This window comes from Halomonas sp. B23F22_20 (assembly GCF_043496985.1).
In the GTDB taxonomy this organism is placed as follows: Bacteria; Pseudomonadota; Gammaproteobacteria; order Pseudomonadales; family Halomonadaceae; genus Halomonas.
Genome location: NZ_JBIEKH010000009.1, coordinates 66,846 through 87,911 on the forward strand (window position 1 = coordinate 66,846; position 21,066 = coordinate 87,911).

Below are 21,066 nucleotides of genomic sequence, written 5' to 3' on the forward strand. Positions count from 1 at the left end.
GCGTCGATGCTGGCGCTATCGACCCTAGAGCAGGGCCAGCTGGCGCTTGACCGGCGCGAAGGAGCGTCGATGCTCGGGCAGCGCGCCAAGGCGCGTCAGGGCCGCCAGGTGTTCGGGCGTCGGATAGCCCTTGTGACGGGCGAAGCCGTAATCCGGATGGCGGGCATCCAGCGCCAGCATGCCGGCATCGCGGGCCACCTTGGCCAGGATCGAGGCCGCGGCGATCGCCGGGTGGCGGGCATCGCCCTTGACCACCGCCTGGCCCGGCACATGATGACCCGGCAGGCGATTACCGTCCACCAGCAGGTACTCCGCGGCAGGCGACAGCGCATCGATGGCGCGGCGCATGGCCAGGTGCGTGGCGTGATAGATATTGAGCGTGTCGATCTCGTCGGGGCTGGCCTCGGCCACCGCGAAGGCCAGGGCGCGGGAGCGGATCTCGACATCCAGCGCCTCGCGACGCTTGGCGGACAGCTTCTTGGAATCGGTGAGCCCGTCGATGGGGTCGGCCGGGTCGAGCATCACCGCCGCCGCCACTACCGGCCCTACCAGGGGCCCGCGTCCCACCTCGTCGACGCCGGCCAGCCGCGTGCCGCGATAGTCCACGACCAGCGGCGGAAAGTCCTCGGCCTTCATGCGCCCTCCTGCGCGTCAGGGGCCACCGACGCGGGCAGCGCGCGGCGTGTCACCAGCGCCTCGACGGCGTCCACCGCACGGCGGCTGGCATCGCGCTGCAGCTCGGCATGCATGGCCGCGAAGCGCGTCTCGAGTGCGTGGCGCGTCTCGGCGTCGTCGAGTAGCCCGGCAAGCTCGGCGGCGATGGCCTCGGGGTTCGCCGCGTCCTGGATCAGCTCCGGCACCAGGGTCTCCCGGGCGATCAGGTTGGGCAGCGAGATCCACTCGGTCTTGACCAGTCGCCTGGCCAGCCAGTGGGTCATCGGCGCCATGCGGTAGGCCACCACCATGGCGCGGTGGCAGAGCATGGCCTCCAGCGCCGCGGTGCCGGAGGCCAGCAGCACGGCGTCGGCGGCCACCATGGCCTCCCGGGAGCGACCGTCGACCAGCACCACCCGCTCACGCAGCGCCGCACGGTCCTCGAGCAGCGCCGTGAGCTCGACCCGACGCGCCAGGGTGGCGGCGGGGATGACCACGCGCAGCGTCTCGCGCTCGCGACACAGGCGCTCGGCGGCGTCCAGGAAGGTCGCTCCCAGGAAGCGGATCTCGTTGGCCCGGGAGCCGGGCAACACGGCCAGCAGCGGTGACTCGCCCGGCTGCTCCGAGGCAGGCAGCCCCAGGGCCTTCCGGGCGGCGGCCCGATCATTCACCAGCGGCAGTTCGTCGGCCAGCGGATGGCCGACGAACGCCACCGGCACCCGGTGGCGAGCGTAGAAGGCGGCCTCGAAGGGCAGGAAGGTCAGCATGGCATCCACCGATCGGGCGATGCCCTTGACCCGTCCCTGGCGCCAGGCCCACACGGAGGGGCTGACGTAGTGGGCGGTGGTCAGGCCGGCCTCACGCAGCTGGCGCTCGAGCCCCAGGTTGAAGTCCGGCGCGTCGATGCCGATCACGATGTCGGGCTTCCAGGCCAGGGCGTCCCGGCGCAGCGTTCGACGCACCCGCACCAGGCCGGGCAGGTGCTTGAGCACCTCGACCAGCCCCATCACTGAAAGGGTTTCCAGGGGAAAGCGGCTGTCGATGCCTTCGCCGATCATGCGCGGACCGCCGATACCACGAAAAGCGACGCCGGGATGGCGCGCCTTGAGCTCGCGCATCAGGCCGGCCCCGAGGATATCGCCGGATAGCTCGCCAGCCACCAGATAGACGCGCGCGATGGTCATGACGCTCAGCGCACGATGCCGCGGGTCGAGACCTCGATGGAGGCGGCGAACGTTTCGGTCTCCGGCAGCGCATAGCGCGTGCGGATCTCGGTGAGCGCCTGCTCCACGGTCATGCCCTGACGATAGACCAGCTTGTAGGCTTCGCCCAGGGCGCGGATGGCCTCGTTGGAGAAGCCACGGCGACGCAGGCCGATCAGGTTGAGGCCGTGGGCCGCCGCCGGATTGCCGTTGATCATCACGTAGGCCGGGGTGTCCTTGGTGATGATCGAGCCGCCGCCGGCCATGGCATGTTCACCGAAGTGGCAGAACTGGTGAATGGCCGACAGGCCACCGATGATCGCGAAATCGCCCAGCTTGACGTGGCCGGCCAGGGTCACCTGGTTGGCCAGGATGCAGTCGTCGCCGATCACGCAGTCGTGGCCGACGTGAACATAGGCCATGAACAGGTTGCGTGAACCGATGGTGGTCTCGCCGCGATCCTGGACGGTGCCGCGATGCAGGGTCACGCCCTCGCGCACGACGTTGTCGTCGCCCATCACCAGTCGGGTGGGTTCGCCGGCATACTTCTTGTCCTGGCATTCCTCGCCGACCGAGGCGAACTGGAACACTCGATTGCGCTGACCAAGCACCGTGGGGCCCTGGATCACCGCGTGGGGGCCAATCCGCGATCCGGCACCGATCTCGACGTCGGCGCCGATCACGCTGAAGGGCCCGACCTCGACGTCATCGGCCAGGCGCGCCCCCGGGTCTACGATGGCGGTAGGATGAATCAAGCGACCTTCCTCTCGGCACAGATGATCTCGGCCTCGCAGGCCACCTCGCCGGCCACGCTGGCCTTGCAGCTGAACTTCCAGATGCCGCGCTTCTCGCGGATCACGTCGGCACGCAGTTCCAGCTGGTCACCGGGCATCACCGGACGCTTGAAGCGCACGTTATCGCTACCGACCAGGTAGTAGACATAGCCGTCAGCGGGCAGCTTGTTGACCGTCTTGAAGCCCAGGATACCGCAGGCCTGGGCCAGGGCCTCGATCACCAGCACGCCTGGCATGATCGGGTGGTGCGGGAAATGGCCATTGAAAAACGGCTCGTTGATGCTGACATTCTTGTAGGCAACGATGGATTCGCCAAGGGCAAGCTCCGTCACCCTGTCCACCAGCAGGAAAGGATAGCGGTGGGGCAGATACTCACGAATCTCGTTGATGTCCATTACCATCGTAGCGACCTCTGAAATGACAGGATGCCCGCTCCGCAATGCGGGCACGACCGTCGCCGCCACGCGGCGACGGGCGGGGGATTATACCGCCCCGTTAGGGGGCCTCAAGCGTCGCGCCCGGCTTTTTCCAGGCGCTGCAGGCGACGTGCGATATCGTCGAGCTGCTTGAAGCGCACCGCGTTTCGACGCCACTGGGCGTTCTCCATGGCGCCGGTCCCGGAAGAGTAGATCCCGGGCTCGTGGATCGAGTTGGTGACCAGGCTCATGCCCGTGACCTGGACGCCATCGCAGATCGTCAAGTGGCCGGACAACCCCACGCCGCCGCCCAGCATGCAGTGGCGCCCCACTCGAGTGGAGCCGGCTATGCCCACGCAGCCGGCCAGGGCGCTGTGGTCGCCGATCTGAACGTTGTGGGCGATCTGTACCTGGCTGTCGATCTTGACGTCCTCGCCGATCACGGTGTCGCCCAGCGCGCCGCGATCAATGCTCGAGCAACTGCCCACTTCGACGCCGTCGCCCAGCACTACCCCGCCGAGCTGTGCGATCTTGTGCCATCCGGCACCATCATGGGCGAAGCCAAAACCGTCGCCGCCAATCACACAGCCGCTATGCAGGATGACCCGCGCGCCGATCTCCACCCCATGATAGACGGTGACGTTGGCATGCAGCCGCGAATGGGCGCCGATACGGCTGTCGGCACCGACCACGCTGCCGGGCCCGACGACCACGCCCTCGGCGAGCTCGACACCGGATTCGATCACCGCCTGGGGGCCGATGGAGACGCCTTCTCCCAGCGTTGCGTCTTCGGCGACCACCGCCGAGGGATGGATGCCGTGTACCTCTCGGTTCGCCAGGGGATCGAACAGCCGCGACAGCTCGGCATAGCCCAGATAAGGGTTGTCCAGGGTCAGGCAGGCAGTCGGACACGCCTCGGCATGGCTGGCGTGCAGCAGCACAGCCGCCGCCCGGGTGACGGCGAGGTCCTTGAGGTAGGCGCGATTGGCCAGGAAGGCGATCTGATCGGGCCCGGCGTCACGCAGCGTGGCCAGGCCCCGCACGCGGCGTTCGCCGTCGCCCTGGAGGCCGGCCCCCAGTTGCGCGGCAATCTCGGCCAGCGTCAGGGTAGGAGAATCTTGAGTCATGGGAACCCGGTGTCGGTTGAGAAAACACTCTGCGATGACGGTGTTCGACCCCCGGGCCGTCCGCGATCGCCACGTTCGATAGGGCAGGAGCCTGCCCCGATGGCCCCCCATGGACCACTGATCGGCGTACCCGTTCGGAGATCGCTCGACACCATCCTTGGGCCGCCCCTTCTCAGTCGAGCGAAACGAGGATCACCTCACGCATCTGACCGGGCAGCGACCCCGATGCGCAGGAAACCTCCGGCATCGGCCAAGGCCGCCCGCCGTGCAGGCGTGGCAGCCTCGGCGCCCTGGACAGGCAGCACGCAGGCCGAGACGACCGTCAGCCCACAGCGCCGAGCGTTCTGGCGCAGGCGACACGCCTTCCCATCGTCGGGCCGGGTCAGAAAGACTGCCCCAGCGAGAACTGGAAGAACTGGGTGTCATCGCCTTCCTTCTCGTTGAGCGGCTCGGCGACGCTGAAGGTCAGCGGCCCCACCGGCGTCAGCCAGGAAATCCCCAGCCCCGCACTATAGCGCAGCTCGCCCAGGTCGACGCCCGACTCGCACTGAGCCTGGCCGGCATCCTGATCGAGCACCGGGTAGCAGTCGGTCAGGTAGGTGTTACCGGCATCCAGGAACAGCGACGGCTGCACCGAGCGCTTGTCCTCGACGAACGGCATGGGGAATATCAGCTCCATGCCGCCCTCGACCAGGATATTGCCGCCAAGGGTACGATCCTCGTCGGAGCCGCTGCCCGCCGGTGGCGTGGTCGCAGGCCCCAGGGTATTGCCGGTGAAGCCACGTACAGACCCCAGGCCGCCCGAGAAGAAGTTCTCGTAGAACGGATAAGGGTCGTCGCCGATGCTATCCGCGTAGCCGACCTCGCCGCGCAGCTTGAGCGACCAGGTTTCTTCCTCGTTGAAGGGGAAGAACTGGCGGGCGCGGGCACGCAGCTTGTAATACTCGGCGTCGCTGCCGGGCACCGCGGTCTCCAGTGACAGGCGCTGGTAGTTGCCGGCGGTGGGCATGATGCCGCGGTTGAGATTGTTGCGCGTCCAACTGGCGGTCAACTTCAGCGTCTGGGCATTGTCACCTTGCTCCTGCACGTAGCGCTGGATCTCGGAGGCCGTGTCTCTGTAGGTCTCGATGGTCAGGTCTTCGATGTCGGCGCCGAAGTTGAGCCGGGTCAGCTCGTTGATCGGATAACCGAAATTGATGCCGCCGCCATAGGCATCGGTCGAGTAGGTCGAGATATCGGAATCCTCGTAGTCGGTCTCCCGATAGAACAGGTTGTAGCCGCGGGAGATGCCGTCGAGGGTCCAGTAGGGATCGGTGAAGCCGAAGTTCAGACTGGTGTAGGTGTCGCTGCGCTGGGCGCCGATGTTGACCCGATTGCCGGTGCCCAGGAAGTTGTTCTGCGACAGCGAGGCACCGTAGATGACCCCCGCGCTTTGGGAGAAGCCGATACTCGCCGAGATCGAGCCAGACGGCTGCTCCTCCACGGTATAGGTGACATCGAGCTGATCCTGGGCACCGGGCACCGGCTCGGTCTGAACCTCGACCTGCTTGAAGAAGCCCAGTCGCTCCAGGCGCTGGCGGGACTGGCTGATCGACTCGGTGGAGGCCGGTGCGCCCTCCATCTGGATCATCTCACGGCGCAGCACCTCGTCCTGGGTGGTGGTATTGCCGACGAACTCGATGCGCCTCACGTAGGCCCGGCGACCTGGCTCGACCCGGAAGGTCAGGTCGACGGTGCCGTCCGAGCGCGTTTCGGGGATGCCATCGATGTTGGCGAAGGCGAAACCCTCGGCGCCGAGCCGCGAGCGCAGCGCCTCGGCCGAGGCCGTCACATCGCTGCGCGAGAAGATCTGATCGGACTCGACCTGGAGCAGCCCACGGGCCTCACGCTCGGGAATGCGCAGGTCACCGACGAAATCGATGTCGCCGAGGCGATAGCGCTCGCCCTCGCTGACGTTGATGGTGACGAAGATTTTCGACTTGTCGGGACCGATGGCCACCTGGGTGGAGTCGATATTGAAGTTCACATAGCCGCGATCCAGGTAGTAGGAGCGCAGTCGCTCCAGGTCGCCGGACAGCGCCTGACGGGAATACTGGTCGCTGGAGAACCAGCCGAAGAACCAGCTCGGACGATCCTCCAGCTCGAAGACCTCGCGCAGGGTCTCGTCGTCGAAGGCCTGATTGCCGACGATGTTGATCTGGCGGATCTTGGCCACCGCACCTTCGTCGATGTCGATGTTGACCTGAACGCGCCCCTCGCCGAGCTCTTCGACCTCGGTGCCGATGCTGGCGCTGTAGCGGCCCTGGGCCTGGTAGACCCCGGACAGCTCGCGTTGGATTTCCTCGAGGGTGGAAAGCTGCAGCACCTGCCCCTCGTCGAGACCGGCCTCACGCAGACCGCGACGCAGCTCTTCTTCGGGGATCTGGCTGTTGCCTTCGATGTTGAGGCGGGTAATGGTGGGGCGCTCTTCCACCTCGATGATCAGTACGTTGCCTTCGCGGGCCAGTTGGATGTCCTCGAACAGGCCGGTGGCGAACAGCGCCTTGGCGGCCTCTGCCAGCTCACGCTCGTCGACGCGGTCGGGAGCGTTGACAGGGAAGGCATTGAAGACGGAGGCCGCCGACACACGCTGCAGGCCCTCCACTCGTATGTCCGTTACGTCGAAGGATTCCGCTTGTGCCGTGCCGCTGGCGGCACCGGCGAGCAGCAGCGCCGCCAGTCCGATGGTCTTGATCTTCATGCAGTCGATTCGCTCGCGTTGGTCTGCCTACCTGTCCAGACAGGCACCTTATACATTCGCATGGGTAACTGACAAGCCGCGCCTCGGCCCATCACAGCCGCATCAGGTCGAAATACAGCGCCATCAGCATCAAGGTGCCAACCAGCGCCAGCCCGATTCGCAGGCCCACAGCCTGTACCCGCTCCGATACTGGCCGCCCGCGCACCACCTCGACCAGATAGTAGAGCAGGTGCCCGCCATCAAGCACCGGAATCGGCAGCAAGTTGAGCACCCCGAGGCTGATCGACAGGTAGGCCAGGAAACTGACGAAGCTCTCCAGCCCGGAACGTGCCGAGTCACCGGCGATACGGGCGATGGTGATCGGACCGGAGAGGTTGGACGGCGAGATGAGGCCGACCAGCATCTTGCGGATGGCGTCCAGGGTCAGCACCGTCATCTCGCCGGTGCGCGAGACGGCCTGACCCACGGCGTCCAGCGGCCCATAGCGGATCTCACGCCGGTACTCCTCGGGCCAGCCGACCGACGCGACGCCGGCGCCGACATACCCGATGGTGGTACCGTCATCGAGGGTGTTGGGGCGAGGCGTGAGCGACAGCGAGCGCCGCTCGCCGTCACGCAGCACGGTCAGCGCCAGGGTCTCCCCGGGACGACCCCGTACCAGTTCGACGAAGCGATTCCAGTCGGCCAGTGGCTCATCATCCACCGCCATGACCTCGTCGCCGGACTGGAGCCCGGCAGTCGCTGCAGGCTCACCGTCCACCACCTGATCGATCACCGCCGGCAGCCGCGGCCGCCAGGGCGTGATGCCCAGGCTTGCCAGCGGTTGGGGCGGATCCTGGCGTACCAGCCAGTCCTGCACCGGCAGGCGATGCTCTCGGGCGACGCTGTCGCCCTCGTCACGGGCGCTCACTGTCAGCTCGCCGCTGGCGCCGATCGCCGCCACCAGTTCGAGGTTGATGTCCTGCCAGGAATGCACGGCTTCGTCCCGCACCGCGGTAATCTCCTGGCCGGCGACCAGGCCGCCGCGAGCGGCGGGCGAGTCGGGCGCGACCTCGCCGATCACCGGCACCACGGTGGTGGTGCCGACCACGAACAGCAACCAGTAGGCGACCAGCGCCAGCAGGAAGTTGGCCAGCGGCCCGGCGGCCACGATAGCGATGCGGGACCAGACGCCCTTCTGGTTGAAGGCACGATGGCGCTCTTCTTCCGCTACCGGCCCCTCACGCTCGTCGAGCATCTTCACGTAGCCGCCCAGCGGGATCGCCGCTACGGCGAATTCAGTGCCGTGGCGATCGACGCGCGACCACAGCGGCTTGCCGAAGCCCACCGAAAAGCGCAGCACCTTGACGCCACAGCGACGCGCGACCCAGAAGTGGCCGAACTCATGAAAGGTGATCAGCAGGCCGAGGACCACGATCACGGCCAACACATTCTGGATCAGACCCATGGCAATCTCCCGATGGCGGTCAACAAGGGTTCAGCGGCACGCCAGCCAGGCCCGCGCCTTGCGGCGGGCGCTGTCATCGGCGGCGAGGATACCCTCCAGCTCGTCGGCGGGGGTAACCGGGCAGGCGTCGCGAACCCGGGCTACCAGCTCGCCGATCTCGGCAAAGCCCAGCGTCCCGTCGAGGAAGGCCGATACGGCCACTTCATTGGCGGCATTGAGGATCGCCGGCGCCGTACCGCCGTCGGCCATGGCGTCTCGTGCGAGGCGCAGGCAAGGAAAGGCGGCCTCGTCCGCGGGCTCGAAGTCGAGCCGCGCCACCTGAAACAGATCCAAGGCCTCGACGCCGGCGTCGATGCGCTCCGGCCAGGCCAGCCCGAAGGCGATCGGAGTGCGCATGTCCGGGTTACCCAGCTGCGCCAGCACCGAGCCATCACTGTAGGCGGCCATGGAGTGGATGACGCTCTGGGGGTGCACCACCACCTGGACCTGCTCGGGGCCGGCGTCGAACAGCCAGCATGCCTCGATCAGCTCGAGCCCCTTGTTCATCAGGGTGGCGCTGTCCACCGAGATCTTGCGCCCCATCGACCAGTTGGGATGGGCACAGGCCTGCTCGGGGGTGACCCCCGCCAACGCCTCACGCGACCAGCCTCGGAAGGGGCCACCGGAAGCGGTCAGCAACAGCTGGGTGACGCCGTGACGCGCCAGCCCGCCACGATGCTCGACGGGTAGACACTGATAGATGGCATTATGTTCGGAATCGATCGGCAGCAGGGTCGCCTCACAGTGCCTTACGGCATCCATGAACAGCGCCCCGGACATCACCAGGGCTTCCTTGTTGGCCAACAGCACGCGCTTGCCGGCACGCACCGCGGCCAGCGTCGGCAACAGGCCGGCGGCGCCGACGATGGCCGCCATGACGATCTCCACCTCGGGCGCCTCGCTGACCTCGACCAGCGCGTCGCGACCGACCCGGACCTCGGTGGCGAGCCCCGCCTCGCGCAGCTGCTCGCGCAGCCACACGGCATCTGGCTCGCGGTCGAGCACGGCCAGCGCCGGTGCATGCACCCGGCACTGGGCCAGCAGCGTCTCACGGGAACGATGGGCGGTCAGCGCATGGACCCGATAGCGCTCGGGATGTCGCGCAATGACGTCCAGGGTGCTGGCGCCGATGGAGCCCGTGGCACCCAGTACGGTAACGGCACGGGGTGCACTCATGACCAGAGCCCTGCCGAATGAACGAGCGCGAACAGCGGCGCCGCCGCGGTGAGGCTGTCGATGCGGTCGAGCACACCGCCGTGGCCAGGCAGCAGCTGGCTGGAATCCTTGATCCCGCGATGGCGCTTGAGCATGCTCTCCAGCAGATCACCGACCACCGAGGCCAGAGTGACCACGGCGGTGGTAGCCAGCAGCGCCAGGGTGGCACCCATCGACAACGACTGCCAAGCGGCGAAGGCCAGCGCCAGCAACGCCGTCACCGCCAGGCCTCCGGCCACCCCTTCCCAGGTCTTGCCCGGGCTGACGCGAGGCGCCAGCTTGCGCCGCCCCAGGGACTTGCCGACGAAGTAGGCACCGATGTCGGCACCCCAGACCAGCAACAGTACGAACAGCAGCCAGGCGGCACCGGCGTCGCGCAGCACGTTGAAACCGATCCAGGCGGGCATCAGCACCCACAACCCCATGACAAGGCGCATCGTAGTGCTGCGCCATTGTTCGAGGCGTGCCGGATAGCCGACCACCCAGGTGAAATTGACCAGCCAGCCCACGGCGCCGAGCCACAGCGGCCAGTGCGCGAGCCGCCAGTCAGCCAGATAAAACAGCGCTATCAGCGCTCCGAGGCCGACCACCGGGGCCAGGCGCTTGCCGCCGCGCTCGAGACCGGCCAGGTTGGCCCACTCCCAGGCGCCAAGCAGCACAATGGCCGCGGTGAAGGCCGCGAAGGCACCGCCGGACAGCCCGAACAGGCCGGCCAGCGCCAACGGCAGTAGCCAGGCGGCGGTGAGAATACGTTGCTTAAGCACCCTGGGCCTCGACTTGCTCGTCGGTCATGCCGAAGCGTCGCTTGCGGCCGCTGAAGTCGGCCAACGCCGCATCGAAGGCCTCGGCACCGAAGTCGGGCCACAGCACCGGGGTAAAATAGAGTTCGGCATAGGCCAGTTGCCAGAGCAGGAAATTGGAGATGCGCTGCTCGCCGCTGGTACGAATGCACAGGTCTACCGCCGGCACCAGGCCCAGCTCGGCGTCGAGCGCCTCCTCGTCGATGTCCTCGGCGGAAAACTCACCGTCGGCAACCCGGCGCCCCAGCCGTTGGGCGGCCTGGGCGATATCCCAGCGCCCACCGTAGTTGGCGGCGATCACCAGGTGCAGGCCCCGGTTGTCGACGGTGAGCTCCTCGGCCTGGGCGATGTGCTTCTGGATCGCCTCGGAGAAGCCCTCACGGTCGCCGATCACCGAGAGGCGAATACCATGCTGGTGGAGCTTCTTGACCTCGCGTTTCAGCGCCATCAGGAACAGCTCCATCAGGGCATTGACCTCGACGGCGGGTCGCTTCCAGTTTTCGCTGGAAAAGGCGAACAGCGTCAGGGTCTCTATGCCACGCTCGGCAGCTCGGCGAATGACGGCACGCACCGACTCGACGCCGGCATGATGGCCACGCACGCCGGACATGCCGCGCGCCTTGGCCCAGCGATTGTTGCCGTCCATGATGATGGCCACATGCTGTGGCAGGGCGCCCCCGTCGGCACGGGGCTGTGGAGACTGGGGTGACGTCATGGTCTCTCGCATGGCGGGTGGGACGGTGGCATTCCGTGAACGGCGGCACCCGACGGTGCCGCCGAGCCGTCCTCAGACCTGCATCAGGTCGTGTTCCTTGGATTCCAGCGCCTTGTCGATCTCGCCGACGATCTTGTCGGTGAGCTTCTGGATGGCCTCCTCGGCCTGACGCTGCTCGTCCTCGGTGATGTCCTTTTCCTTGAGCAACGACTTGATGTCACCGTTGGCATCACGCCGCACGTTGCGCACGGCAACCCTGGCGTTCTCGGCCTCCTGGCGAGCCTGCTTGATGTAACCCTTGCGGGTTTCCTCTGTCAGCATCGGCATCGGCACCCGGATGACGTTGCCGGCACTGGCCGGATTGAGGCCCAGCTCGGCGGTCAGGATGGCCTTCTCGACCTTCGGCACCATCTGTTGTTCCCAGGGCACCACGGTCAGGGTCCGGGCGTCCTCGATGTTGACCGAGGCCACCTGGTTGATAGGCACCTGGCCACCGTAGTAATCGACGGTCACCGCATCCAGGATGCTGGGATGCGCCCGGCCGGTGCGGATCTTGTTGAAGTTGTGATGAAGAGCGTCGAGGCTCTTCTTCATGCGGCTTTCTGCGTCCTTCTGGATCTCGTCAATCACGATTTCACCCTCTATCAATCAGCGTGCCTTCCCGGCCGCCCACCACCAGGTTCAGCAGCGCTCCCGGCTTGTTCATGTTGAACACGCGAACCGGCATGTCATGGTCACGCACCAGGCAGATGGCGGTCAAATCCATGACGCCAAGCTTCTGGTCGAGCGCGTCATCATAGGACAGCTGGTCGTACTTGACCGCATCGGCGTGCTTGACCGGATCCTTGTCGTACACCCCATCCACCTTGGTGGCCTTGACCACCACGTCGGCATCGATCTCGATGCCGCGCAGGCAGGCCGCGGAATCCGTGGTGAAGAAGGGGTTACCGGTACCGGCGGAAAACAGCACCACGTCGCCGGAGGTCAGGTAGCGAATCGCCGTCCGGCGATCATAGTGCTCCACCACGCCGCTCATGGGGATCGCCGACATCACCCGAGAGCGGATATTGGAGCGTTCCAGAGCGTCACGCATGGCCAGGGCGTTCATCACCGTGGCCAGCATGCCCATGTGGTCACCGGTGACCCGCTCCATGCCCGCCTCGTGCAGGGCGGCCCCGCGGAACAGGTTGCCGCCGCCGACCACGATGCCGACCTGAACGCCGATGCCGACCAGCTGCCCGATCTCTAGTGCCATGCGATCCAGCACCTTCGGGTCAATGCCGAACTCGGCATCCCCGGTCAGGGCTTCGCCGGAGAGCTTGAGCAGGATGCGCTTGTACTTCGACACCTCGGCACGAGGCTTGTCGGACTTGAGAGGAACGTGCTCGGCACTGCTCATGGCGTGTCTCCCGGAAACTCGAGGAATCTGGATGGCCGGATGCACCGACCGGATACGCGAAGGCGTGCGCTCGCGCGCACGCCATCTTCACTCAGGAACCGACGCCGGCTTAGCTGCGCTTGGCCTGTTCCATGACTTCCTTGGCGAAGTCGACCTCTTCCTTCTCGATGCCCTCGCCCACTTCGAAGCGGGTGAAGCCAACGACCTCGCCACCGGCGGCCTTGACGTACTCGGCAACGCTCTGGTTGGGGTCCTTGACGAAGGGCTGCTCGGTCAGGCTGTTTTCGGCCAGGTACTTCTTGAGGCGACCCTGGACCATCTTCTCGGCAATCTGCTCCGGCTTGCCGGCCATGTCCGGCTGGGCCAGGATGATCGCCTTCTCGGCGTCCAGCTTGTCCTGCGGCATGTCTTCCGGCAGGGCAACGGCCGGGTTGATGGCGGCCACGTGCATGGCGACGTCCTTGGCGGCCTCGGCGGTACCGCCCTTGATGACGGTCAGCACGCCAATGCGGCCACCGTGGACGTAGGCACCCACGCGAGCGCCTTCCGGCGCCTCGACGACGACGCTACGGCGCACGCCGATGTTCTCGCCGATCTTCTGCACCAGCTGCTCGCGAGCGGCCTCCAGATCGCCTGCCATGACGGCAGCGACGTCTTCGCTCTTGGCGGCGAAGAAGGCGTCGGCAACCTGGTCAGCGAAAGCCTTGAAGTTGTCGTCGCGGGCGACGAAGTCGGTCTCGGAGTTGATCTCGACCATCACGCCGTAGCTGCCGTCCTCGGCGATGCGAGTCACAACGGCGCCCTCGGCGGCGGTGCGACCGGCCTTCTTGGCGGCCTTGAGACCGGAGTTCTTGCGAAGGTTCTCGATCGCGGTATCGATGTCACCGCCGGCTTCGGTGAGCGCCTTCTTGCACTCCATCATGCCGAGCCCGGTGCGCTCGCGCAGTTCCTTGACCTGGGAGGCGCTGATAGCTGCCATGGTAGTGTCCTCTGAATGGTTAGAACTGGAATGTTGAAGCCGGGCATGAGCCCGGCACGTCCATTACCCGCCCTGGAGACAGCGAAGGGCCAGCCCCCGGAAGGGGGACGCCGATGCACGGCGCCCCCTCTCGGGCGGGCCGACGATCACTCGGCGGCGGCGTCGCTTTCGTTCTCTTCGGTGACCTCGACGAACTCGTCGGGACGACCTTCCTTCGCGCGAGCGCAGGCGTCTGCCACGGCCTTGACGTAGATCTGGATGGCGCGGATGGAGTCATCGTTGCCCGGAATCACGTAGTCGACGCCGTCCGGGTTGGAGTTGGTGTCCACCACGCCGATAACCGGAATGCCCAGCTTGTTCGCCTCGTTGATGGCGATGCGCTCGTGATCGACGTCGATCACGAACAGCGCGTCGGGCAGGCCGCCCATCTCCTTGATACCGCCGATGGAACGCTCGAGCTTGTCCTGCTCGCGGGTCGCCATCAGGACTTCTTTCTTGGTCAGCTTCTCGAAGGTGCCATCCTCGCGCATGGTCTCGAGGTCGCGCAGGCGCTTGATCGACTGACGGATCGTCTTGTAGTTGGTCAGCATGCCGCCGAGCCAACGATGGTTGACGAACGGCTGACCGACGCGGTTGGCCTCTTCCTTGATGATCTTGCTGGCGCTGCGCTTGGTGCCCACGAACAGGATCTTGTTGTTCGCGGCCGCCATCTTCTCGACCACCTCGATGGCCTCGTTCAGGGCCGGGAGGGTATGCTCGAGGTTGATGATGTGAATCTTGTTACGAGCGCCGAAGATGAACTTGCTCATCTTCGGGTTCCAATAACGGGTCTGGTGACCGAAGTGAGCGCCTGCCTTCAGCAGGTCACGCATATTGACGTGTGCCATGGATGACTCCTGGAAATCGGGTTAGGCCTCCATGCACCCCATGGATCCGACCGGCGGCAAGACCGACGGCACCCGGGACCATGTGCCGGTGCATGTGTGTTTTCAAGGCATTGCGTTGATTGCACCTATCCTGGCAACGGAATCGGCGGGCCGCGAGCGGCACCAGGGATCGGCGATTGCAGGAAGGCGCGCAGCTTTATACCATGGATCACCTTCGAGATGAAGTCGCCCGACGCCCTCCCCCGTTAATCCGGCGACACCACCCCTGATACCGAGATTCCATGAACGTACCCATCAAGACGTCCGACGAGATCGAGAAGATGCGCGAGGCGGGTCGCCAGGCCGCCAGCGTGCTGGAGATGATCGCCCCCCATATCGAGGCCGGCGTCACCACCGGCGAGATCGATCGCCGCTGTCACGACTATATCGTGCGCGAACTGGGCTCGACGCCCGCGCCTCTCAACTACCACGGCTTCCCCAAGTCGGTCTGCACCTCGATCAATCACGTGGTGTGCCATGGCATTCCCGATGATGGCAAGAAGCTCAAGAAGGGCGACATCATGAACCTGGACGTCACGGTGAAGACCGTCGACGGCTACCACGGCGACTCCAGCGTGATGTTCATCGTCGGCGAGAGCATCCAGGGCAGCCGCCTGTGCCGGGTCACTCAGGAGTGCCTCTACAAGAGCATCGCCCTGGTACGCCCTGGCGCGCGCCTTTCCGAGCTTGCGCGCGTCATCCAGCAGCATGCCGAAGCCAACGGCTACGCGGTGGTACGCGATTTCTGCGGCCACGGCATCGGTGCCGGCTTCCACGAGGATCCGCAGGTGCTCCACTACGACGGCTATGCGCCGGAGGCGGACATCGCGCTTAAGGCAGGAATGTGCTTCACCATCGAACCGATGATCAATGTCGGCGACCATCGCACCAAGGTACTGCGTGACGGCTGGACCGCCGTGACCAAGGACAAGAGCCTCAGCGCCCAGTGGGAACACACCCTGCTGGTCACCGACAACGGGGTGGAGGTGCTCACCGCGCGCAGCGACGAAGACCTTTCATTCCTCTCTCGCTGAGCCGGCCGCCATGCTGCTCCACCACTACGCCTTCACGCCAGACGAGAGCCTGTTCGACGTCGAGGCCTTCCGCTCCGAGCTGACCGGCAGCCGTTCGCCGATCGCCCCGTTCAAGGCGGCGCTGGCCGAGATCCAGACCCGGCTGGAGGCTCGCTTCCATGCCGGCAGCGACATCCGCGACCTGATACATGGCCGCGCCTGGTGCCTGGACCGACTGCTGGCACTCGCCTGGGAGCAGCATGACTGGCCCGAGGGCATCGCCCTGCTCGCCGTGGGCGGCTACGGTCGCGGCGAGCTGCATCCCCACTCCGACGTCGACCTGCTGCTGCTGCTCGAGGGGGATGATGACCACCCCTATCGCGAGTCACTATCGGCCTTTATCACCTTCCTGTGGGACATCGGCCTGGAGATCGGCCACAGCGTACGCTCGCTCGGCGACTGCGAGCGCGAGGCGGCCGCCGACGTCACGGTGATCACCAACCTGCTCGAGTCGCGCACCCTGGCCGGCCCCGAGCGGCTGCGAGAGGCCATGCAGGCGCGCATCGCCACCGACCGACTGTGGCCGGCGGACTACTTCTTCGAGGCCAAGTGGCAGGAGCAGATCGCCCGCCACTATCGCTTCAACAACTCCGAGTACCACCTCGAACCCAACATCAAGAGCTCGCCCGGCGGGCTGCGCGACATCCAGATGATCGGCTGGGTCGCCAAGCGCCACTTCGGCACCCAGCGCTACGAGGACATCGTCGACATCGGCTTCATGAACGACGCCGAGCTTCGCATCCTGAGCCAGGGCCAGGCCTTCCTGTGGCAGGTGCGCTATGCCCTGCACATGCTCACCGGGCGCGCCGAGGATCGCCTGCTGTTCGATCACCAACGCACCATCGCCGAGCTGTTCGGCTACCAGGACACGCCCGAGCGCCTCGCCGTCGAGCAGTTCATGAAGCGTTATTATCGCCACGTCACCGCCCTGGCCGGACTCAACGACATGCTGCTGCAGCACTTCGACGAGGCCATCCTGCGCGGCGGCGAGGCACTGGAGACGGTGTCGATCAACGCCCGCTTCGAGATCACCGGCGGCTATATCCAGGCGCGCTCTCGGGCGGTGTTCCGAGAATCGCCCTCGGCGCTGCTCGAGCTGTTCCTGCTGATGGCCGAACACCCGGAGATCGAAGGCGTTCGCGCCGACACCATCCGCCTGATCCGCGACCATCGCCACCTCATCGACGATCGCTACCGCGAAGATCCACGCCACCAGCGGCTGTTCATGGCCCTGCTGCGCTCCAGCGGCAACGTCGCCCGCCAGCTGCGGCGCATGAATCGCTACGGTGTGCTCGGCAAGTACCTGCCCGCCTTCGGCCAGGCGATAGGGCTGATGCAGCACGACCTCTTCCACATCTACACCGTGGACGCCCACACACTGCGGCTGCTGAAATGCATCCACGGCTTCCGCAAGGCCGAGGCCCGGGAGACCTATCCGGTGGCCGCCAACCTCGTGCAACAGCTACCCAAGCTGGAGCTGCTGTGGATCGCCGGGCTGTTCCACGACATCGGCAAGGGCCGCGGCGGCGACCACTCGCTGATCGGCGCCCGGGACGTGGAAGCCTTTGCCGCGCTGCACGGCCTGTCGAGCCGCGATACCCGTCTGGTGGCCTGGCTGGTGGAACATCACCTGCTGATGTCGATGGTCGCCCAGAAGCGCGATATCAGCGATCCGGAGGTGATCAGCGAATTCGCCCGCGAGGTCGGCGACGAAACCCGCCTCGACTACCTCTACGTGCTGACCGTGGCCGACATCACCGCCACCAACCCCACGCTGTGGAACGGCTGGCGGGCCTCGCTGCTGCGCCAGCTCCATGCCCAGACCAAGCGCGCCCTGCGCCGCGGCCTGGAGAACCCGCTGGAGCGCGACGACTCGGTGCGCGAGACCCGCGACGAGGCCCACTCCCTGCTGGCCACCGTGGGCGCCGACATGACTCGCGTCGACCGGCTGTGGGAATCCCTCGGCGAAGACTACTTCCTGCAGTATGCGCCCAGCGAGATCGCCTGGCAGACTCAGGGCATCCTCGCTCACCAGGGCAGCGAGCTGCCGCTGGTGATGATCAGCGCACCCACCGACGACATGGCCGAGGGCGGCACCAAGGTGTTCATCCACACCCGCTCGGTGGACGACCTGTTCGCCGCCACCTCGGCGGCCATGGAACAGCTCGGGCTGTCGATCCACGATGCCCGCATCGCCACCTCCAGCAACGACTGGACGCTCAACACCTTCATCGTCCTCGACGACCTCAACCGCGCCATCCGCGAGCCGGCACGCCTGGAGGAGATCCGCCGCCACCTGGTGGAGGAGCTCGACGACCCGGACGACTACCCGCAGATCGTCACCCGTCACACCCCGCGCCAGCTCAAGCATTTCCGGGTACCCACCGAGGTCGCCATCGAGCAGGACACCGCAGGCGGACGCACCCTGCTGGAACTCACTGCGCCGGACCGCCCCGGCCTGCTGGCTCGAGTCGGGCGCATCTTCATGGAGCAGGACATCGCGCTCTCGGCGGCCAAGATCGCCACCCTCGGCGAGCGGGTCGAGGACGTGTTCTTCATCACCGACAAGGCCGGCGAACCGATCACCGACCCTGAGCGCCAGCAGCGCCTGCGCGAAAGGCTCATCGAGGTGCTCGATATTCGCGGCTGAGCGGGCCGGCCACGGATGGCCAGCACCGGACCTGCAAGCGGAGCAGGGCCAAAGGAAGCGCCCAGGGACGGGCTCATCGCGCCTCGGAGGGCCGGCCCCGCTCGAAGACTTGTCGACGGATCAGCCTGCGCAGTGTCTGGCGTTTGAGGCCCCACTGGGGGTTCCCTATAATCGGCGTCTTGCCACGAGACATCATAACGACGCCGACCACGGCCAGACTGGACACCCATGAACCCCGATCTCGACGCTCTCCAGCCTTACCCCTTCGAGAAGCTCGCCGCCCTCAAGGCCGGCACGACACCGCCCGAGGGTCTGGCCCACATACCGCTGACCATCGGTGAGCCGCGCCACGCCCCCTATGCCGGCGCCCTGGAGGCGCTGACGGCCCACCTCGGCGACATGGCACGCTACCCGGCCACCAACGGCACGCCCGAGCTGCGCGGCGCCATCGCCGACTGGACCCGGCGGCGCTTCGCCCTCGAAGGACTGGACGCCACGCATCAGGTACTGCCGGTCAACGGCACCCGAGAGGCGATCTTCGCCTTCGTCCAGGCAGCCCTTGATCGCACTCGCCCGGCCCGGGTCGCCGTGCCCAACCCCTTCTACCAGATCTACGAGGGCGCCGCCCTGCTGGCCGGCGGCACACCGCTCTACCTGGACTGCCGCGCCGAGCACGGCTTCCGCCCCGACCTCGACGCGGTGCCGGCCGAGACCTGGCGCGACGTGCAGATCGTCTTCACCTGCTCGCCGGGCAACCCCACCGGTGCAGTGACGCCCCTCGGCGAGCTCAAGAAGCTGATCGCGCTGGCCGACGAATTCGACTTCATCGTTGCCGCCGACGAGTGCTACTCGGAGCTCTACCTGGACGAGCAGGCCCCGCCGCCGGGCCTGCTGCAGGCCTGCGCCGAACTTGGCCGCCACGATTATCGGCGCTGCCTGGTGTTCCACTCGCTGTCCAAGCGCTCCAACCTGCCGGGGCTCCGCTCGGGCTTCGTGGCCGGCGACGCCGACCTGATAGCGGCCTTCCGCCGCTACCGCACCTATCACGGCTGTGCCATGTCGCTGCCGCTGCAGCACGCCTCGATCGCCGCCTGGCACGACGAGACCCACGTGCGCGCCAACCGTGACGCCTACCGCGAGAAGTTCGCCGCGGTGACCGAGATCCTCACCCCGGTGATGGATTTCCCCACCCCCGAGGCCAGCTTCTACCTGTGGCCGGCGGTGCCCGGCGGCAACGACGAAGACTTCGCCCGAACGCTGTTCGCCGAACAGCACGTCAGCGTGCTGCCCGGCAGCTACATGGGCCGCCCGGGGGCCGACGCCACCAACCCAGGCGCTGGCCGTCTCCGTCTGGCGCTGGTGGACGAGCTCGATGCCACCGCCGAAGCCGCCCGCCGGCTGCGCCGCCACGTCGAACGCCACGCATGACCAGGAGGTCAACGCCATGATGACGCTGTTCGGGATCAAGAACTGCGATACCTGTCGCAAGGCGCGCAAGGCTCTGGATGGCAAGGGCCAACCCTTCCAGTTCCACGATCTGCGCGAGGACGGCCTGTCCGCCGCCTTGCTCGAGCATATCCTCGAGCAGGTGCCGGTGCTGACTCTGCTCAACAAACGCAGCACCACCTGGCGGCAGCTGCCCGACGAAGACAAGGCAGAGGTCGATGCCAACAAGGCCCGCGAGCTGATGCTGGCCAACCCCACCCTGCTCAAGCGCCCGCTGCTGGATACCGGCGACGAGATCCGCGTCGGCTTCCGCGACGGCGACTACGACGACCTATAGACGGGCCAAGGCCCATCCCTTACGACGACGCCAACGACTTACGCGAGAGGACACCCTCAATGCTCAGCTTTGCACTCGGAATCGGCTCCCAGAACACCCAGGGCGACTGGCTGGAAATCTACTACCCGGCACCGCTGCTGAACCCTGACGCCGCCCTCGTCGAGGCCGCCGCCAAGGTGCTCGACGCCCCCGCTGGCAACGCCGCCATCAGCTTCCTGCCGGAGCAGTGCGCCGAACTCGCCGCGGCCCTCAAGGCCGCCGGCCACGCCGCCCAGGCCGAGCTCGCCGAGACCATGGCGTCCAGCCAGCGGCCGCTGGTGGCAACCTTCATCGCCGAGGACCTGCCGCCGCAGAGCGCCCCGGAGGTCTACCTCAAGCTGCACCTGCTGTCGCATCGCCTGGTCAAACCCCACGGCGTCGACCTGACCGGCATGTTCGGCCTGCTGCGCAACATCGCCTGGTCCAGCGAAGGCCCGATCGACATCGAGGAGCTGCCGGCACGGCGTCTCAAGGCGCGCCTGGAAGGCCGCACCCTGTCGGTGGATTGCGTCGACAAGTTCCCCAAGATGACCGACTACGTGGTCCCCGCCGGCGTGCGCATTGGCGACACCGCCCGGGTGCGCCTGGGCGCCTACCTCGGCGAAGGCACCACCGTGATGCACGAGGGTTTCGTCAACTTCAACGCCGGCACCGAAGGCCCGGGCATGATCGAAGGCCGCATCTCTGCCGGCGTGATGGTCGGCAAGGGCTCCGACCTGGGCGGCGGTTGTTCCACCATGGGCACCCTGTCCGGCGGCGGCAACATCGTGATCAAGGTCGGTGAGGGCTGCCTGATCGGCGCCAACGCCGGCATCGGCATCCCGCTGGGCGATCGCTGCACCGTGGAGGCCGGCCTCTACATTACCGCCGGCGCCAAGGTTGCCGTGCTCGACGACCAGGGCCAGGAAGCCGAGGTGGTGGCGGCCCGCGAGCTGGCCGGCCAGGACGACCTGCTGCTGCGCCGCAACTCCCAGAACGGCCGCATCGAGTGCCTGACCAACAAGAGCGCCATCGCCCTCAACGAAGCCCTGCACGCCCACAACTGAGCCTCGCCCCGGCGCTCTCGGG

The 21,066-nt window shown here is 66.6% G+C and carries 19 protein-coding genes; 5 read left to right on the top strand and 14 right to left on the bottom strand.

Annotated features, from left to right (window positions below; all coding sequences use genetic code 11):
- Positions 1–24: 24 nt before the first annotated feature.
- From rnhB to rpsB, 14 genes are all read right to left on the bottom strand, one after another.
- Positions 25–636 carry a ribonuclease HII gene (gene rnhB / locus ACGTN6_RS09155; RefSeq protein WP_394591138.1) on the bottom strand — a complete coding sequence of 204 codons (612 nt, stop codon included), beginning with the start codon at positions 634–636 and terminating at the stop codon, positions 25–27.
- Positions 633–1,838 carry a lipid-A-disaccharide synthase gene (gene lpxB, locus ACGTN6_RS09160; RefSeq protein ID WP_394591139.1) on the bottom strand — a complete coding sequence of 402 codons (1,206 nt, stop codon included), beginning with the start codon at positions 1,836–1,838 and terminating at the stop codon, positions 633–635. Before lpxB ends, rnhB begins: the two co-directional genes overlap by 4 nt.
- A 5-nt stretch (positions 1,839–1,843) precedes the next feature.
- Positions 1,844–2,611 carry an acyl-ACP--UDP-N-acetylglucosamine O-acyltransferase gene (gene lpxA / locus ACGTN6_RS09165; RefSeq protein WP_394591141.1) on the bottom strand — a complete coding sequence of 256 codons (768 nt, stop codon included), beginning with the start codon at positions 2,609–2,611 and terminating at the stop codon, positions 1,844–1,846.
- Entirely contained in the window at positions 2,608–3,051 is a 444-nt protein-coding gene (gene fabZ / locus ACGTN6_RS09170; RefSeq protein WP_183388661.1) for a 3-hydroxyacyl-ACP dehydratase FabZ, read from the bottom strand. Before fabZ ends, lpxA begins: the two co-directional genes overlap by 4 nt.
- A gap of 104 nt (positions 3,052–3,155) precedes the next feature.
- Positions 3,156–4,193, bottom strand: coding sequence for a UDP-3-O-(3-hydroxymyristoyl)glucosamine N-acyltransferase (lpxD, locus tag ACGTN6_RS09175; protein ID WP_394591143.1), 1,038 nt, complete (start codon positions 4,191–4,193; stop codon positions 3,156–3,158).
- A 382-nt stretch (positions 4,194–4,575) separates the two neighbouring features.
- Positions 4,576–6,933: an outer membrane protein assembly factor BamA gene (gene bamA / locus ACGTN6_RS09180; RefSeq protein WP_394591144.1), complete on the bottom strand. Its 2,358-nt coding sequence runs from the start codon at positions 6,931–6,933 to the stop codon at positions 4,576–4,578.
- Positions 6,934–7,024: 91 nt separating this feature from the next.
- A complete protein-coding gene (gene rseP / locus ACGTN6_RS09185; RefSeq protein WP_394591145.1) occupies positions 7,025–8,380 on the bottom strand; it encodes a sigma E protease regulator RseP in 1,356 nt (451 codons plus the stop codon).
- A 30-nt stretch (positions 8,381–8,410) separates the two neighbouring features.
- Positions 8,411–9,595, bottom strand: a complete 1,185-nt coding sequence (ispC, locus tag ACGTN6_RS09190; protein ID WP_394591146.1) for a 1-deoxy-D-xylulose-5-phosphate reductoisomerase — start codon at positions 9,593–9,595, stop codon at positions 8,411–8,413.
- Complete coding sequence (locus ACGTN6_RS09195) at positions 9,592–10,398, bottom strand: phosphatidate cytidylyltransferase (protein WP_394591147.1); 807 nt, start codon at positions 10,396–10,398, stop codon at positions 9,592–9,594. The genes ispC and ACGTN6_RS09195 overlap by 4 nt, the downstream gene beginning before the upstream one ends.
- Positions 10,391–11,149: a polyprenyl diphosphate synthase gene (gene uppS / locus ACGTN6_RS09200; protein ID WP_394591148.1), complete on the bottom strand. Its 759-nt coding sequence runs from the start codon at positions 11,147–11,149 to the stop codon at positions 10,391–10,393. Before uppS ends, ACGTN6_RS09195 begins: the two co-directional genes overlap by 8 nt.
- Before the next feature lie 72 nt (positions 11,150–11,221).
- On the bottom strand, positions 11,222–11,779 hold the full coding sequence (gene frr / locus ACGTN6_RS09205; protein WP_394591149.1) for a ribosome recycling factor: 558 nt from the start codon (positions 11,777–11,779) through the stop codon (positions 11,222–11,224).
- A gap of 4 nt (positions 11,780–11,783) precedes the next feature.
- Positions 11,784–12,548, bottom strand: a complete 765-nt coding sequence (gene pyrH / locus ACGTN6_RS09210) for a UMP kinase (protein ID WP_183388669.1) — start codon at positions 12,546–12,548, stop codon at positions 11,784–11,786.
- A 109-nt stretch (positions 12,549–12,657) separates the two neighbouring features.
- Complete coding sequence (gene tsf / locus ACGTN6_RS09215) at positions 12,658–13,527, bottom strand: translation elongation factor Ts (RefSeq protein WP_183388670.1); 870 nt, start codon at positions 13,525–13,527, stop codon at positions 12,658–12,660.
- 146 nt (positions 13,528–13,673) lie between these two features.
- Entirely contained in the window at positions 13,674–14,414 is a 741-nt protein-coding gene (gene rpsB / locus ACGTN6_RS09220; RefSeq protein WP_394591150.1) for a 30S ribosomal protein S2, read from the bottom strand.
- Positions 14,415–14,695: 281 nt separating this feature from the next.
- Here rpsB and map point away from each other — a divergent pair, with 281 nt between their 5' ends.
- From map to dapD, 5 genes are all read left to right on the top strand, one after another.
- Entirely contained in the window at positions 14,696–15,487 is a 792-nt protein-coding gene (map, locus tag ACGTN6_RS09225; protein WP_394591151.1) for a type I methionyl aminopeptidase, read from the top strand.
- A 10-nt stretch (positions 15,488–15,497) separates the two neighbouring features.
- Complete coding sequence (locus tag ACGTN6_RS09230; RefSeq protein ID WP_394591152.1) at positions 15,498–18,176, top strand: [protein-PII] uridylyltransferase; 2,679 nt, start codon at positions 15,498–15,500, stop codon at positions 18,174–18,176.
- A gap of 228 nt (positions 18,177–18,404) precedes the next feature.
- Positions 18,405–19,604 carry a succinyldiaminopimelate transaminase gene (gene dapC, locus ACGTN6_RS09235; RefSeq protein WP_394591153.1) on the top strand — a complete coding sequence of 400 codons (1,200 nt, stop codon included), beginning with the start codon at positions 18,405–18,407 and terminating at the stop codon, positions 19,602–19,604.
- 16 nt (positions 19,605–19,620) lie between these two features.
- Complete coding sequence (locus tag ACGTN6_RS09240; protein ID WP_183388675.1) at positions 19,621–19,959, top strand: arsenate reductase; 339 nt, start codon at positions 19,621–19,623, stop codon at positions 19,957–19,959.
- 59 nt (positions 19,960–20,018) lie between these two features.
- Positions 20,019–21,044, top strand: a complete 1,026-nt coding sequence (gene dapD, locus ACGTN6_RS09245; RefSeq protein ID WP_394591154.1) for a 2,3,4,5-tetrahydropyridine-2,6-dicarboxylate N-succinyltransferase — start codon at positions 20,019–20,021, stop codon at positions 21,042–21,044.
- The last annotated feature ends 22 nt before the right edge of the window (positions 21,045–21,066 follow it).

Excerpts from the sequence above, each read along its gene's own strand:
- rnhB (WP_394591138.1), bottom strand. The coding sequence starts at position 636 with ATGAAGGCCGAGGACTTTCCGCCGCTGGTCGTGGACTATCGCGGCACG.
- lpxB (WP_394591139.1), bottom strand. The coding sequence starts at position 1,838 with ATGACCATCGCGCGCGTCTATCTGGTGGCTGGCGAGCTATCCGGCGAT.
- fabZ (WP_183388661.1), bottom strand. The coding sequence starts at position 3,051 with ATGGTAATGGACATCAACGAGATTCGTGAGTATCTGCCCCACCGCTAT.
- lpxD (WP_394591143.1), bottom strand. The coding sequence starts at position 4,193 with ATGACTCAAGATTCTCCTACCCTGACGCTGGCCGAGATTGCCGCGCAA.
- bamA (WP_394591144.1), bottom strand. The coding sequence starts at position 6,933 with ATGAAGATCAAGACCATCGGACTGGCGGCGCTGCTGCTCGCCGGTGCC.
- rseP (WP_394591145.1), bottom strand. The coding sequence starts at position 8,380 with ATGGGTCTGATCCAGAATGTGTTGGCCGTGATCGTGGTCCTCGGCCTG.
- ispC (WP_394591146.1), bottom strand. The coding sequence starts at position 9,595 with ATGAGTGCACCCCGTGCCGTTACCGTACTGGGTGCCACGGGCTCCATC.
- uppS (WP_394591148.1), bottom strand. The coding sequence starts at position 11,149 with ATGACGTCACCCCAGTCTCCACAGCCCCGTGCCGACGGGGGCGCCCTG.
- pyrH (WP_183388669.1), bottom strand. The coding sequence starts at position 12,548 with ATGAGCAGTGCCGAGCACGTTCCTCTCAAGTCCGACAAGCCTCGTGCC.
- tsf (WP_183388670.1), bottom strand. The coding sequence starts at position 13,527 with ATGGCAGCTATCAGCGCCTCCCAGGTCAAGGAACTGCGCGAGCGCACC.
- rpsB (WP_394591150.1), bottom strand. The coding sequence starts at position 14,414 with ATGGCACACGTCAATATGCGTGACCTGCTGAAGGCAGGCGCTCACTTC.
- map (WP_394591151.1), top strand. The coding sequence starts at position 14,696 with ATGAACGTACCCATCAAGACGTCCGACGAGATCGAGAAGATGCGCGAG.
- ACGTN6_RS09230 (WP_394591152.1), top strand. The coding sequence starts at position 15,498 with ATGCTGCTCCACCACTACGCCTTCACGCCAGACGAGAGCCTGTTCGAC.
- dapC (WP_394591153.1), top strand. The coding sequence starts at position 18,405 with ATGAACCCCGATCTCGACGCTCTCCAGCCTTACCCCTTCGAGAAGCTC.
- ACGTN6_RS09240 (WP_183388675.1), top strand. The coding sequence starts at position 19,621 with ATGATGACGCTGTTCGGGATCAAGAACTGCGATACCTGTCGCAAGGCG.
- dapD (WP_394591154.1), top strand. The coding sequence starts at position 20,019 with ATGCTCAGCTTTGCACTCGGAATCGGCTCCCAGAACACCCAGGGCGAC.